The sequence below is a fragment of the Caulobacter sp. P4_E5 genome (assembly GCF_056401555.1).
In genome coordinates this window covers 86233-101071 of sequence record NZ_JBFUJD010000008.1, presented here as the reverse complement: position 1 = coordinate 101071, position 14839 = coordinate 86233, and the positions used below count along the sequence as shown (strand labels likewise).

The following is a 14839-nucleotide window of genomic DNA, read 5'->3' as shown; positions in this document are numbered from 1 at the left end:
GCAGGTAAGAGGCCAGGATCGCCGAGCTCTGGGCGATCATCATTCGCGCGCCAGCGAACTTGGCTTTCTCTTCGTACTTCTTGGTCATCTCCGCCGCGAGGGTTTCCCACGGGATCAGGAACATCGTGTAGAGGAACTCGAAGAAAACAAAGGTGAGAAGGTAGTAGACGAAGGTCTGGCCGGTGACGAAGATCAGCGCGAAGGCCGGCAACAGCGGAATGGTCAGGATCAGGAAGATCTTGCGCCGCCCGATCTTCCGGCCAATCCAGGTGTGGCGCAGGTTGTCGGAGATGTAGCCGATCAGCGGGCAGGTGATCGCTTCCAGCAGGCGCGGCAGACCCAGGATCAGGCCCGTCTCGACTGGCGACAGCCCGCAGAAGGTAATGAAGAAATAGGCCAGCCAGCCGGTGATCACGGCTTGCGCGCCGGCTCCCAGCATGTCGCCGGAACCCCAGCCCCAATAGGTGACCCAGGTGGGTTTGCGGATGTCCGGCGTGGCCATGGTCGTCTCGTTTCCCTTTGAGGAGGGGTCTTGGCGCCCCTTGCTGACCCGGCCCCAAGAGCGAAAGGGGCCGGATCAGTTGATGCGGAGGTGGCGTTAGATGAAGGCGCGCTGGAACTCGCCCAGGGCCAGCATGGCCAGCGACTGGCCATAGGGCATCGAGGTCAGGGGGATGTCCTTGTAGCCCTGGATCGTGTCGAACACCGGCGTGCCGAACGAGACCTGCTGCAGCTCGCCCTTGTCGTCGATATTGGCCAGCACGCCCTTGATGGCGCGGATGGCGACCGCCTCGTATTCCTTGCCGATATAGCGCTTGCGCACGGCCTTGAGGACGCCATAGGCGAAGCCGGCCGTGGCCGAGGCCTCCAGGTACGAGGTCTTGTCGTTGATGATCGTGTGCCACAGGCCCGTGGCCTGGTCCTGATACTCAGTCAGCGCCTTGATCTGCGCTTCCAGGGCGTCGATCAGGAAGGCGCGCAGGCCGTCGCCGGGCTTCAGGTCTAGGAGTTCGATGAACTCGGGGATGGCGATGGTTACCCAGCAGTTCCCGCGCGCCCACAGGGCGTCGGCGAAGTTGTGGCGGCCTTCGAAGGTCCAGCCGTGGAACCACAGGCCGGTCTTGCGGTCGGCCAGGTACTTGATGTGGACCATGAACTGGCGCTTGGCCTCCTCGACGAAGTCGGGGCGGTCGAGCAACAGGCCGATCTTGGCCAGCGGCAGCACGCTCATCATCAGCGTGTCGTCCCACAGCTGCTGCGGGTTCTCGCTGTTGAACACGATGTGCTGGAAGCCGCCTTCCTCGGTGCGCGGGCCCTCGTACATGACGTAGTCGGCCCAGGTCTCCAGATAGGGGACGTAGGTGTGGTCGCCGGTGGCTTCGTACAGATAGGCCAGGGTCAGGAACGGCGAGACGGTGTTGATGTTCTTGGTCGGGGTGCCGGCTTCGAAGCGGTCGGCGAACCACTGGGTCATGATGTCGAAGGCGCGCTCGTCGCCGTACATCTCGTACTGCTTCCACAGGCCGTAAAGGCCGACGCCGTGGGTCCACTCCCAGTCGTTCCAGCCCTTGGTGTCGATCACCCGGCCGTCGTCGAGGCGCAGCAGGAACTCGCCGGTCTCGTCCTTGATGTCGACCAGATTGCTGATCAGCAGGGCGATCTTGGCCTTGATGTCCTTGGCCTCGAGGCCGTGGGCGAGATTGGGCACGATAGTCTCCAGTGTCGGTCTTAGAGCGGCGAGGGAGCGCCGGTCTTAGGGTTTGAAATCGGGAGCGGGCACGCGAGCGACGGGGACGCCGCCGCGCACCGTGCGCAGGTTGACGAGCTTGACGGCTTCGAGCGCGTCGCCGGGAGCGCCGTCGCTGGTCACGGCCAGGGCGATGGTGTTCTTGCCGCGCGGATCGACGATGCCGTTGGGCAGCACGAAGGTCCGCTGCGGGCCGACATGGGCGATGAACTGGCCCATGTTCCAGCCATTGACGAAGATCAGCACGCGGTAGCGCTTGTTCGGCGAGCGCGGCTTGTCGGGATCGCCGATCGACAGGCCCAGGGTCACGTCATGATCCTTGGGCAGGGCCAGGTCGAAGCTGGTCCGGTACCAGGTCGTGCCGGCATAGGGCTTGGTCGCCGCCATCTCGGCCTTGGCCCACGACGTGTCCGGGAAGCCCGGCAGGTGCCAGCCTTCACGCTCGCCGTACTGACCGCCGTTGTTGGGGTTGCCGCGCACCGGATCCTGGATGTCCTCGCCGCCCTTGTTGCCCTGGATTTTCCAGGCGATCGGCACGGCGAAGCTGTAGCTGCCGGGACCCGACAGCGAGGTCGAGACCAGACCGCGCGCTTCCTTGTGGAAGTCGTCGGCGTCGAGATCCCAGTTGTGGCCGTTGTTGCGGACCATGACCGACAGCACGTGCTCGCCGGCTCCGCGCAGGTCCTCGGGCAGCTTGAAGGTGGCCACGCCCGTGGTGATCGGACGGGGCAGGCCGCCGTCCAGTTCGTGCTCGCCGAGGAACCGGCCGTCCAGCCAAACCTGCAGCATCCCCGCGCCGCCGGCCCCGTAGTGCAGGGTCAGGGTGTCGATGTCGGCCTGGCCCTGGTAGCGGCCGCGATACCAGACGTCGCCCTGGTGGAAGCCGTAGGTGCTCATGTCCAGCGCCGGCTGGCCGGTGGGACCGCGCACGGTCGAGCCGCTGCGGCGGCCCTCGGTCTTCAACCAGGAGCCGTCATCGAACTTCGGATCGGTCTCGGGCGTGCCGGACGTGGTCTTCCAGTCGAGCTTGGCGAGATCGGGCAGGGTGATCGCGGCCGGACCGGCAAGCGCCTTGTCGGCGAGCAAGCTGCCCGAGGCCGTCACCTTGGCCGCGACTTTGGCGCCGTTCCAGCGGATCGAGGTCACGGCCTTGGGCGCGAAGACTTCGAGCGGGCTGTCGGTCTCGGTGTCGCCGGTCAGGGAGAGGGCGCCGCCCTTAAGCGCGTCGCTGCGGACCAGGCCTGGGCCGCGCACCAACACGTCGTCGCGCCGCCAGAAGGTCTGACCCGTCTCGGCGTCGGCCAGCAGCAGGGTCAGAGAAGGGCGACCGCCGCCGGTGATCCGCACACGGGCTAGGCCCTTGTGGGCGTAGGTCAGCTTCAGGTCGCCCTTGGCCGCGTCGAAGGCGGACGTGACGTCGCCTTCGATGACCTCTACCTTCGGCGCGCTGGCGTAGCGCAGCACCGTTTCGCCCGTCTCGCCGGCGCGGCCGTAGAGCAGGGCCAGATCGCCGTCGTTCCACTTCAGGTGCGTCTGGATCTCGGAGGTCGAATAGACCAGCCGCTGGCCGCCCAGATCGTAGCTGGCCATCAGCATCTTGGCGTCCTGGCCCTTGATCCGCGACGGGACCACATAGTCGCCGTCGCGGATCTTCAGCTTGAAGGTGAAAGCCTCGTCGCCGGTGGCGCTGCTGGGGTTGTGGACGACCACATAGAGGTGGCTGCCGGTCTCGGCGTTGACGTTGTGATAGACGCGGACCTTGTCGTTCGATGGGACAACCGCCTCGCCCTTGTCCATGCGGGTGATGTCGGGGACGGCGGCGATGAACTCGCCCATCTGCTTCATCACCCGGATCTTGTCGCGCAGGCCTCGGGCCTCGTCGATGGCCGAGCCGTAGTCGTACGAGCTGAACACCACCGGGGCCGGCAGCCAGCCCCAGCTGGTTCCGCCATAGGTCATGTAGAAGCTCTGCAGCGTGATGCCGTTGGCGATGTTGGTCGCGTAGAACACCCGCTGATAGCCGACGCCGCGGTGGATGGCCGTGCAGTCGTAGTCGCCGTTGCTGCCCCAATAGTCGAACCAGCCGCCGCCGAACTCGGCCAGGAAGCCGGGGGTGTTGGGGCTGGCCAAGGCGCCGCCCTTGGCGCCGCTGGCGCCGTAGATCCCCCAGTCGGGCGCGACGCCCGGACTGGCCGGCTTGGAGTCGACTCGGCAGTTGCCGCCCGGGTAGCCGTCGAAGGCGTAGAGGTCATTGGGGCCTTCGACCGTGCCCGGCACGTTCGAACCCTTCGGCACCCAGTAGCCGTTGCGGCCTTTGTCGTTGTGGAAGATCGGTACGGTGATGCCGTCGGCCTTGGCCTTGTCGGCCAGCCACCGCATGTAGCGCTGCTGCGGCGCGCCGACGACGTCCAGTTCGTTCTCGATCTGATGGGCGATCACCGTGCCCTGGCCGGTGGTCAGTTGGTGGCGGGCGATGACGGCGTTGATCTGGGTCAGCCACTCGTCGGCGGCCTGGATGTATTCCGGCGCGTCGGTGCGGGCGCKGGCCTGCTGGTTGACCAGCCAGCCGGGGAAGCCGCCCCGGGTCAGCTCGGCGTTCACATAGGGCCCGGCGCGGGTGATGACGTAGAGGCCTTCTTCCTTGGCCATCGTCAGCACGCGGTCCACGTCGCGCACGCCGCTGAAGTCGTAGACTCCCTGCTTAGGCGAGTGGTAGCCCCAGTCGAAATAGATCGCGACGGTGTTGTAGCCGCTGGCCTTCATCTTCTGGAGGATGTCGCGCCACAGATCGGGGCTGGGCACGCGGAAGGGGTGGAACTCGCCGCCCCAGGAGAAGATGCGCTCGCCGTCGACCTTCAGCGAGTACTTGTCCCAGGTGATCTTGTGGGCTTCCACCGGCTTGGTCGCGACGGCTTGGTCGCCGCCTTCCTTGAGCACCGTGAAGTGACGCACCGTGCCGGAAAGCTCAGGCAATTCAGCCTTTTTCGTCCAGGTCCTGAAGCCGTCCTTGCTGTCCGAGTACCAATATCGCTTGGCCATGTACTCGTCGAAATAGATCCGCCAGCCGCCGTCGGGCGTGCGGGCCATGGCCGGGCCTTCCAGGAAGCGGCCCCAGCCGGCCCAGTCGCCGGTTCCCTTCGGCGCCCACGGGCCGTCCAGCGAGGGGGCGGTCCAAAGCTCGATGAACTTGGTCGTCTCGTTCTTGGCGAAGGCTTGATAGAGCCCGTCCTGGCGTACGACAAAGGTGTCGATGAAGTTCGGACCCAGCCCGGACAGGGGCTTGGGCGCGCTCCAGGTCGTCAGCGAGGCGTCGCTCGCCGTGAGGCGATAGGCTTGGAACTGGCCGGCGATGCCGGTAGTCGAGACCGACAGGATCAGATTGATCGATCCGTCCTGGTCGACGAACCACTCGGGCGCCCAGCTATTGGTGGCGCCGGGAACGTCGACCTTCACGTCGCGCAGGAAGGTCCAGTCGACCAGGTTCTGGCTGCGGGCCAGGCCGATCGTGTCGCCGGTCCAGCCGGTGGTGTAGGCGACATAGTACCAGCCGTCGGTGTGCTTCATCACGCTGGGGTCGCGGATGAGCCCCTGGGGCGGCGTGTAGGCCAGCGGCTTCTTCAGCGTGAACCGCGTCCCGTCGGCCGAGTCGTACACGCTCATGTTCGACTGGCTGGCGTTGGTGAACGCCGTCATCGTGTAGCGGACGGGCTCAGCAAGTGCGGAGGTCGCCAGCAGCGCGGCGGTTAGGCCGAACAGGAGGGAGGAGCGCATCTCAGCCCTCGAAGTAGAAGACGGGCTTCAGCGGCCACTCGACCGGCTTGTTGTCTGGATGGACTTCCATCAGGTCGGCCATGTAGTCCCACCAGCGCTTCATCACCGGCTGCAGCGGCAGGGCGTCCTTGTTGTGGTCGGGGCGCAGGCGCAGCACGGCGAAGAGGCTCATGGTCTCCTCGTCCAGGAAGATCGAATAGTCGTGGATCCCTGCGTCGCGCAGGGCCTCGGCCAAGTCGGGCCAGAGTTCGTCGTGGCGGCGCTCGTACTCGGCGGCGACACCCGGCTTCAACTGCATGCGGAAGGCGAGGGGGCGGCTTTCCGTCGTCGTGCTCATCGTCTTCCTCCCGTTTTCTTGTTGCGGCGATCTTGTTCTTGTCAGTGCGGTAATCGGTAGATCCGCCGCGCGGTCCCGGCGAACAGCGCCTCGCGCTCGTCATGGCTGAAGCCGGCCGTGATCGCGTCGTAGGCGGCGTAGAAGGCGCCGAAGCTGCCGTGGACCTTCTCGACCGGAAAGTTGCTGGCGAACATGCAGCGCTCGACGCCGAAGGTCTCGATGACCTGGAGCACGAAAGGTTTCAGGCTCGCCGTCGTCCATGATCGATCGACCATGGCCAGGCCGGAGATCTTGCAGCTGACGTTCGGGCGCTGGGCCAGGACGGCCAGGCCCTCGCGCCAAGCCGCCAGACCCGCCTCGTCGCGATCCGTCGGCATGCCGGCGTGATTGACGATCAGCGGGATGTCCGGGTGCGCGTCGGCCAGCTCGGCGGCGACCGCCATCTGCGACGCGTAGAGCTGCAGGTCGAACGACAGGCCATACTTGGCCAGGAGCGCGAACCCTTCACGCCATTGGGCGCCGAGCAGCTTGTCGGTCGGGCCGTAGGTCTTGGCCGGATCGGCGTGCCAGTTGACGATCTGGCGGATGCCCCGGACGGCCTCGCGGCTGGCGTGGGCGGCCAGCATCACCTCGACGTTCGGATCGTCCAGATTGGCCCCGGCCACGATGCCGCCGATCACGCCGCGCTGGTCGGCGATCGCCTGCAACCAATCGGTCTCGGAGAGCTGATCCTTGGGCGGCAGGCCGCACTCGACGTGGACGACCTGAACGACGTTCCAGCCCTTGGCGTCGGCCAGATAGTCGTCCAGCCCGTAGGACTTGTAGGCGATGGAGCTGATGTCGCCGGCCGGGTTGTTCGGCAGCGGCGTGTCCTGAAGCCAGGCGTAGTAGTGCCGATCGAGGTCCCACAGGTGCATGTGGGGATCGACGATGGGGCCTGTATACGCCATGRCTCCCTCCTAGAACGTGGTCCGACCGCCGGAAGTGTCGAAGGTCGCGGCGGTGGTGAAGCTGCATTCCTCCGAGGCCATGAAGCAGACCATGGCCGCGCTCTCGTGGACTTCGCCCAGGCGACCCATCGGGATCTTGCCGCGCATGTAGTCGACCTGGCTCTTGGGCAGCTGCTCCAGGATCGGGCTCTCGAAGGTGGCCGGGGTGATGCTGTTGGCGATCACGCCCTTGGTGGCCAGCTCCTTGCCCAGCGACTTGGTCAAGCCGATCACCGCCGCCTTCGACGCCGAATAGGCGCTGGCGTTGGGATTGCCTTCCTTGCCGGCCACCGAGGCGACGTTGACGATCCGGCCGTAGCTGTTGGTCAGCATGAAGGGCACGATCGACTTGCAGCAATAGAAGACGCCGTGGACGTTGATGTCGATCACGCGCTTCCAGCTCTCGGTCGGATACTCGTGCACCGGAGCGGTGGCGCCAGTGATGCCGGCCGAGGCGATCAGGATGTCGATGCGGCCGAGGGCGTCGTTGGACGCCTTGGCCGCCGCGTTGACGGCGGCTTCGTCCGAGACGTCCAGGGCGACGACGTGGGCCGCGCCCACTTCGGCGGCGGCCTCTTTCAGGCCGTCGGCGTCAAGGTCCCACAGCGAGACCTGGCCGCCCTCGGCGACGATGCGGGCGGCGACCGAACGGCCCAGGCCCGAGGCGCCGCCGGTGATCACCGCCGTGCGACCGGCGAAACGATTGGCGTAGGGAGTGCTCACGCGACGCCTTCCTTGGTCCAGGCCACCACGATCTGGCGCTGCTCGCCCAGCTTCTCGATGCCCAGGCGGATCTCGTCGCCGGCCTTCAGGTAGACGGGCTCGGGCTTCTGGCCCATGCCAACGCCGGGCGGGGTGCCCGTGGTGATCAGGTCGCCAGGCTCCAGCGTCATGAACTCACTGATGTACGAGACCAGCTTGCTGATCGGGAAGATCATGGTCTTGGACGAGCCGTCCTGCTTGCGCTGGCCGTTGACGTCCAGCCACATGCCGAGATTCTGCGGATCGCCGACCTCGTCCGAGGTGACCATCCAGGGGCCGACCGGGCCGAAGGTGTCGCAACCCTTGCCCTTGTCCCAGGTGCCGCCGCGCTCGATCTGGAAGGCGCGCTCGGAGACGTCGTTGATCAGGACGTAGCCGGCCACGTAATCCAGGGCCTCGGCTTCGGAGACGTAGCGGGCGCGCGACCCGATCACCACGCCCAGCTCGACCTCCCAGTCGGTCTTCAGCGAATCCTTGGGGATCATGACCGGATCGTTCGGGCCGGTCAGGCAGCTGACCGCCTTGGTGAACAGCACGGGCTCTTCCGGGATCGGCAGGTTCGACTCGGCGGCGTGGTCGGCGAAGTTCAGGCCCACGGCGATGAACTTCGAGACGCCGTTCACCGGCACGCCATAGCGGGGCGAGCCCTCGACGACGGGCAGGGTGGCGGGATCGATGGCGGCGAGGGCCTTCAGGCTGGCGGGCGAGAGCTGGGCGCCGGTGATGTCGGCCACGTGGCCGGACAGGTCGCGGATCTTGCCCTCGGCGTCGAGGAGGCCGGGCTTCTCGGAGCCCTTGGGGCCGTAGCGGAGCAGTTTCATCAGTGTTTCGCCTTCAGGGAGGTCAGCGGGCGTAAGGCCGGTGCAGACCGACCTCGCGATTGAGTTCGACGCCGAAGCCCGGCGCGTCGGAGAGCTTGAGTTTGCCGTTCACCGGCACGGGTTCGCCGATCAGCTGCGGGTGGAACATCGGGACCACCTCGTCTGCCTTGGGAGCCATCATCAGGAACTCGGCGAACGGGCTGTTATGGCGGGTGATCACGAAGTGATAGCTGTAGACGCTGGAGCCGTGCGGGATGCAGAGCACGCCGCGGCTGTCGGCCAGGTTCGAGATCTTGATGATCTCGGTCATGCCGCCGCACCAGCCCACGTCCGGCTGGATGATGTCGCAGCACTCCATCTCCAGCAGCATGCGGAAGCCCCAACGGGTGGCCTCGTGCTCGCCGGTGGTGACCAGCATGCCCTTGGGGGCGTTCTTCTTCAGGTCGCGATAGCCCCAGTAGTCGTCGGGGCTGAGCGCTTCCTCGATCCATTTGAGGCCATGTTCGTGGGCTTTGTGGGCCAGCTTGGTGGCGTAGTTGAGGTCCAGCGCCATCCAGCAGTCGAACATCAGCCAGAAGTCCTCGCCGCACCGCTCGCGCATGGTGGCGAGTTCCTCGAGGTTCTTGCGCAGACCTTCCTCGCCCTCGGCCGGGCCGTGGTGCAGGGGCATCTTGCCCCCGATGAAGCCCATCTGCTTGGCGAGGTCCGGTCGGGCGCCTGTGGCGTAGAAGGTCAGCTCGTCGCGGACCTTGCCGCCCAGCAGGTGATAGACCGGTTCCTGGCGCAGCTTGCCCAGCAGGTCCCACAAGGCCAGGTCGACGCCCGACAGGGCGTTCACCACCAAGCCTTTGCGGCCATAGTATTGGGTGGAGAAGTACATCTGGTCCCAGATCTTCTCGACCTCGGCCGGGTCACGACCTTCCAGGAAGCGGGCCAGGTGCTTTTCGACGATATAGGCGGCCGGCTCGCCGCCGGTGGTCACCGCGAAGCCGATCGTGCCGTCGGCGGCCTCGATCTCGACGACCAGCGTGCCCAGCACGTTGATGCCGAAGCTCTGGCGGCTCTGGCGATATTCCGGGTAGCGCGACATCGGCGTGGCGATGTGGTCGTCGATCCAGTGGCCCTCGCCCTGGTCGTGATAATCGGCGCCGCCGCCGCGAACCACGAACGCGCGTACGTGCTTGATGACCGGAAACGCCATGGACGATGAGGCTCCAACCTTTTGGGCTCGCCCAACGACGACGCCCGAGACAAGGAAGGCGCGCCTCCGGAACCCTTCCGGCAAGCCCCTGGCGGAGCCATTCGGCGCCGCCTACCTCCCCAACACAACCTGTGACACGCTGTCGGTTCGCGAGGCCGGCGACCTCCGAGAGAGTCGCCGTCGTTCCGCTTGCCTTGCGTTCCACAATATGAGAGGTAGTGCTACAAAATGAAACCAGCGTCAAGGGGAGCGGAACCGGTGGCGGCGGACGAAAACGCGACGACCAAGAGCCCCAGCGGCAGCCAGACCTTGTTCCGCGGCCTCGATCTGCTGGACATGGTCGCCGAGTCCGGGACCATCGCCCTGCCAGCCCTGGCCAAGCAATTGGGCCTGACCCGCAGCACGACTCACCGTCTGGCCACGGCTCTGGTCGAGCGCCGTCTGCTTTCGCAGGCGCCGCGCGAAGGCTACAGCCTGGGTTCGAAACTGCTGGAGCTGGGCTATCTGGCCAGCCAGCAGATGGACCTGCCGCGCATTGCCCGCCCGCACCTGGAAAGGCTGTGGGAAGACACCGAGGACACGGTGCACCTGGGCGTGCTCGACGACGACCGCGCCCTCTATCTCGACAAGCTGACCGGCCGCCGGCGGATCAATATCAGCTCGCGCGTCGGCGACCGCCAGCCGATCCGCTCGACCGGCCTGGGCAAGGCCTTGGTTCTGGACGACACCGAGGACCGCTGGCGTACGCTCTATCGCTCGGAAGGTCCGCCCGCGCCGGGCGCTCCGGACGAGAAGCAATGGATCGACTGGATGCGCGACTATTCCAAGCGGGGCGTGGCCTTCGACTTGGAAGAAAACGAAGACCGCATCCGCTGCGTCGCCGCACCGATCCGCGGAGCCGCGGGCCAGGTCGTCGGCGCGATCAGCGTCTCGGGCGCGGCCCAGTATATGGACGACGAGCGGATGCAGTCGCTGGTCGACGATGTCCGCGACACGGCCAACGCCATCGGCCGCGATCTCGGTTGGAACGGAAAAAGGACGGCCGTCGGCAAGTAGCTAGGCGGCCAACTTATGGGAGGAACGATGCTTCTGAAGAACAAGGTGGTGCTGGTGACCGGCGCCTCGCAGGGGATCGGCAAGGCCGCCGCGATCGGTTGCGCCCAGCACGGCGCGGACGTGGCGATCAACTACCACTCCGACGAAGCCGGCGCGGCCGACGCCGTCGCTCAGATCGAGGCTTTGGGCCGTCGCGCCATCGCCGTGAAGGGTGACGTGGCCGACGTCGCCACCGCCAAGGCGTTCGTCGAAGCGGCCGTCTCGGCGTTCGGCAAGATCGACGTCTTCGTCAACAACGCCGGAATTTGCCCCTTCCACGCCTTCCTCGACATGCCGCCCGAGGTCATGGAGCGGACGATGAAGGTCAACCTGTTCGGCGCCTATTACATGGTGCAGGCGGCGGCCAACCAGATGGTCAAGCAGGGCCACGGCGGCGCCATCGTCGCCGTCAGCTCGATCAGCGCCCTGGTCGGCGGCGGCATGCAGACCCACTACACCCCGACCAAGGCCGGCGTGCACAGCCTCATGCAATCGACCGCTATCGCGCTCGGGAAGCATGGCATTCGCTGCAACTCGGTGCTGCCGGGCACCATCGAGACGGCGATCAACAAGGAAGACCTGGCCGACGTCGCCAAGCGCGAATACATGGCCGGCCGCATCCCGCTGGGTCGCCTGGGCGAGCCCGACGACCTGGCCGGACCGATCGTGTTCCTGGCCTCGGATCTGGCCAAGTACGTCACCGGCGCGGCCTTGCTGGTCGACGGCGGCATGTTCGTGAACCTGCAGTAGCCCAGTGATCGTCTCCTCGACCACGGACTTCCGTGAGGCGGCGCGGCGCAAGCTGCCGCGCTTCCTGTTCGACTATATCGACGGCGGCGCCTATGCCGAGCGGACCCTGCAGCGGAACGTCTCCGACCTGGCCGACATCGCCCTGCGCCAGCGGGTGTTGAAGGACGTCTCGGCGGCCGACCTCTCGACCACTCTGTTCGGTGTGAAGCAGGCCCTGCCGGTCGCTCTGGCCCCGGTCGGCCTGACGGGCATGTATGCCCGCCGTGGCGAGTGCCAGGCGGCGAGGGCGGCCGCGAAGAAGAACGTGCCGTTCTGCCTGTCGACGGTCTCGGTCTGCGACGTCGACGAGGTCAGCAAGGCCTCGTCCGCGCCGATCTGGTTCCAGCTCTATGTGCTGCGCGACCGGGCCTTCATGCGTGACCTGCTGGCCCGGGCCAGCGCGGCCGGGGCCACGGCCCTGGTCTTCACGGTCGACATGCCGGTGCCCGGCGCCCGCTATCGCGACGCCCACTCCGGCATGAGCGGTCCCAACGCCGCCGCCCGCCGGCTGGTCCAGGCGGCGTTCAAGCCGTCGTGGGCCTGGGACGTCGGGGTGATGGGCCGTCCCCACACCCTGGGCAATGTCGCCCCGGTGCTGGGCGCCAATTCGGGGCTCGAGGACTTCATGGGCTGGCTGGGGGCGAACTTCGACCCGTCCATTCAGTGGAAGGACCTGGAATGGATCCGCGAGCTCTGGAAGGGCCCGCTGATCATCAAGGGCGTGCTGGATCCCGAGGACGCCAAGGCCGCCGCCGACATCGGCGCGGACGGGGTCATCGTCTCCAACCATGGTGGCCGCCAACTGGACGGCGTGCTGTCCTCGGCTCGGGCCTTGCCGGCCATCGCCGACGCGGTGGGTGACCGGCTGACGGTCCTCGCCGACAGCGGCGTGCGCTCGGGGCTCGACGTCGTGCGGATGCTGGCCCTGGGGGCCAAGGGCGTCCTGCTGGGGCGAGCCTTCGTCTACGCCCTGGCCGCGCGCGGCGAGACGGGCGTCACCCAACTGCTGGACCTGATCGAAAAGGAGATGCGGGTGGCCATGGCCCTGACCGGTGTCCGTGATCTCGCCAGCATCGACCGATCCATCCTCGCGGAGTTCAAGTCGTGATCGCCGCCCTCGCGCTCGCCGCCGCCATCAGCGCCGCGCCGCCGGCTCAACGGATCGTCATCGCCAGCGACTCCACCGCCGCCAACTACGGCGCCGATCGCTATCCGCAGATGGGCTGGGGCATGGTGCTGAAGTGCTCGCTGAATCCGAACGTCGAGGTGGTGAACCTGGCGCGCGGCGGCCGCTCGACCAAGACCTTCATCGAGGAGGGTCTCTGGGACCAGCTGCTGGCCCAGCTGAAGCCCGGTGACACGGTCCTGATCCAGTTCGGCCACAACGACGCCGACACCAAGAAAATCGTCCGTTTCACCGATCCGAACGGCGCCTACGACGTCAACCTGCGCCGGTTCGTGACCGATGTGCGGGCGGCCAAGGCCACACCGGTGCTGGTGACGCCGATCGCCCGCTGGATGTGGGAGAACGGCCAGCCCAAGGACGCCCACGGCCCCTATGCCGCGACGATCCACCGAGTGGCCGCCGACCTGAAGGTTCCGCTGGTCGACCTGGACGGCGACATGATGGCGGCGCTGAAGGCGAGGGGAGAGCTGGCCTCACGCGGGCTCTATCTCCAGTACAAGCCCTACGACCACGTCGCCCGCTATCCCGAGGGCGTCAGCGACGACACCCACATCAACGAGCAGGGCGCGCGCCTGGGCGCGGCCCTGGTGGCCACGCGCCTGGCGGCCCTGAAGCTGCCGATCTCCCGGAGCGTCCATCCGGCCTCCGTGGCGGCCCAGGCCAAGCTGGGCGGCCCGACCTGCCCCTGATCCCCACCTGATTCAAAGAGGGACTTCATGAAGCTGTCACGCGCGGGCCTGCTCGCCCTTGCTCTTCTTTCGGCCACGCCGGTCCTGTCGGCGCCCAAGGCCAGGCCGGCGGTGGTCGCGGCCCCGCTATCGGCCTGGTCGGGCGCCTGGGGTACGGCGCCGAGCGTCTCGCAGGCGGTGGCCCGGCCCAACGAGGTGCGGGCGTTCAGCGACATCACCGCCCGCCAAGTCATGCGTCTCAACCTCGGCGGCGAGGCGCTGCGCCTGCGCCTGACCAACGAGCTGGGCGAGCGGCCCTTGAAGGTCGGGGCGATGAGCGTCGCCCTGGCCGGCCCCGATGGCAAACCACTGGGCGCGCCGATCCGCGTCACGTTCGGTGGTCGCGCCGAGACCTTGATCCCGCCGGGCGGGCCGCTGCTCAGCGATCCGGTCGCTCTGCCGGTCAAGGCCATGGACTACATCTCGGTCTCGACCTTCTACGTGGAGCCCACCGCGCCGGCCGGTCACCGCGTGCGCCTCTTCCTTTCGCCACAGGGCAACCACACCGCCAAGACCGACACGCCCGGCGAGCAGGCCCTGCGCGGGCCCGGCCTGGTTTCGGGCGTCGACGTGCGTGGCGCGGCCCAAAGACCGGTGCTGGTGACGATCGGCGATTCGATTACCGAGGGCGCGGGCTCGACTCCGTTCGCCGACAAGGGTTGGCCCGAGCAGTTGGCGGCCCGCATCGCCGCGCGCGGCGGCGACTGGAGCGTCGTCAATGTCGGAATCAGCGGCGGCCGGCTGCTGCGCGAGGGTTCGGGGCCTAGCGCCCTGTCGCGCTTCGACCGTGACGTCCTGTCCGTGCCCGGCGTGGCCGCGGTGGTCGTGCTGGAGGGCATCAACGACATCGGCCGCGCGGCCCAGCCCGGCTACGCCAGCGAGGCCGTTACGCCCGACGAGCTGATCGCTGGCTACCGCCAGTTGATCGAAAGGGCGCACGCCCGGGGCGTGAAGATCTGGGGCGGAACCATCCTGCCGTTCGAAGGCGCGATGTACTACCACGCCGCCGGCGAGGCGACGCGCCAGGCCGTCAACACCTGGATTCGCACAAGCGGCGCGTTCGACGGGGTGATCGACTTCGAGGCGGTCGGCAAGGATCCGGCCAAGCCGGGCCAGATGCCTGACGGATTCCACAGCGGTGACCACCTGCACCCGGCCGACGCCGGCTACGCGCTGATGGCCGAGACGGCGGACAAGGCGCTGTTCGGCGCGAAATAGGCGGGGCGGAAAAGAAAAATGGAGCGCCTGGAGGAGGCGCTCCATGAGCCCGCACGGGGGGAAGGCGGGCAGTCAATCGCGAGGAACGGGGTCGAGGAGGCGACCGGCGCTCCCGAACAAAATCCCAAATTATGAGATATCATTCGATATAATGAGATTGCTTGACAGGTCGCGGCCTGTCAAGCCAAACGTGCG

Annotated in this window: 13 protein-coding genes; 5 read left to right on the top strand and 8 right to left on the bottom strand. The window is 67.0% G+C overall.

Going from position 1 to position 14839, the window contains the following annotated elements; genetic code table 11:
- From AC1DSO_RS04530 to rhmD, 8 genes are all read right to left on the bottom strand, one after another.
- Positions 1-502, bottom strand: a 502-nt coding sequence (locus tag AC1DSO_RS04530; RefSeq protein WP_477067716.1) for an MFS transporter, incomplete at its 3' end; no start/stop codon positions are given.
- A 96-nt stretch (positions 503-598) separates the two neighbouring features.
- A complete protein-coding gene (gene bglB, locus AC1DSO_RS04525; RefSeq protein WP_477067715.1) occupies positions 599-1708 on the bottom strand; it encodes a beta-galactosidase BglB in 1110 nt (369 codons plus the stop codon).
- A gap of 45 nt (positions 1709-1753) precedes the next feature.
- Positions 1754-5518 carry a beta-galactosidase gene (locus AC1DSO_RS04520; protein WP_477067714.1) on the bottom strand — a complete coding sequence of 1255 codons (3765 nt, stop codon included), beginning with the start codon at positions 5516-5518 and terminating at the stop codon, positions 1754-1756.
- A 1-nt stretch (position 5519) separates the two neighbouring features.
- Positions 5520-5855, bottom strand: a complete 336-nt coding sequence (gene rhaM, locus AC1DSO_RS04515) for an L-rhamnose mutarotase (protein WP_477067713.1) — start codon at positions 5853-5855, stop codon at positions 5520-5522.
- 41 nt (positions 5856-5896) lie between these two features.
- Positions 5897-6805: an amidohydrolase family protein gene (locus tag AC1DSO_RS04510; protein WP_477067712.1), complete on the bottom strand. Its 909-nt coding sequence runs from the start codon at positions 6803-6805 to the stop codon at positions 5897-5899.
- A 9-nt stretch (positions 6806-6814) separates the two neighbouring features.
- Positions 6815-7567: an SDR family NAD(P)-dependent oxidoreductase gene (locus AC1DSO_RS04505; protein ID WP_477067711.1), complete on the bottom strand. Its 753-nt coding sequence runs from the start codon at positions 7565-7567 to the stop codon at positions 6815-6817.
- Positions 7564-8427 (bottom strand): 2,4-didehydro-3-deoxy-L-rhamnonate hydrolase, encoded by an 864-nt coding sequence (locus tag AC1DSO_RS04500; protein WP_477067710.1) that lies wholly within the window; start codon positions 8425-8427, stop codon positions 7564-7566. The genes AC1DSO_RS04505 and AC1DSO_RS04500 overlap by 4 nt, the downstream gene beginning before the upstream one ends.
- Positions 8428-8449: 22 nt before the next feature.
- Positions 8450-9628 (bottom strand): L-rhamnonate dehydratase, encoded by a 1179-nt coding sequence (gene rhmD / locus AC1DSO_RS04495; protein ID WP_477067709.1) that lies wholly within the window; start codon positions 9626-9628, stop codon positions 8450-8452.
- Between the two features lie 228 nt (positions 9629-9856).
- Here rhmD and AC1DSO_RS04490 point away from each other — a divergent pair, with 228 nt between their 5' ends.
- From AC1DSO_RS04490 to AC1DSO_RS04470, 5 genes are read left to right on the top strand one after another with little or no spacing between them, the layout of a single operon-like run.
- Positions 9857-10684, top strand: coding sequence for an IclR family transcriptional regulator (locus AC1DSO_RS04490; protein WP_477067708.1), 828 nt, complete (start codon positions 9857-9859; stop codon positions 10682-10684).
- Between the two features lie 27 nt (positions 10685-10711).
- Positions 10712-11473 (top strand): SDR family NAD(P)-dependent oxidoreductase, encoded by a 762-nt coding sequence (locus AC1DSO_RS04485; RefSeq protein ID WP_477067707.1) that lies wholly within the window; start codon positions 10712-10714, stop codon positions 11471-11473.
- Between the two features lie 4 nt (positions 11474-11477).
- Complete coding sequence (gene lldD, locus AC1DSO_RS04480) at positions 11478-12620, top strand: FMN-dependent L-lactate dehydrogenase LldD (protein WP_477067706.1); 1143 nt, start codon at positions 11478-11480, stop codon at positions 12618-12620.
- Positions 12617-13387 carry a rhamnogalacturonan acetylesterase gene (locus tag AC1DSO_RS04475; RefSeq protein WP_477067705.1) on the top strand — a complete coding sequence of 257 codons (771 nt, stop codon included), beginning with the start codon at positions 12617-12619 and terminating at the stop codon, positions 13385-13387. Before lldD ends, AC1DSO_RS04475 begins: the two co-directional genes overlap by 4 nt.
- Positions 13388-13414: 27 nt before the next feature.
- Complete coding sequence (locus AC1DSO_RS04470; protein WP_477067704.1) at positions 13415-14644, top strand: SGNH/GDSL hydrolase family protein; 1230 nt, start codon at positions 13415-13417, stop codon at positions 14642-14644.
- The last annotated feature ends 195 nt before the right edge of the window (positions 14645-14839 follow it).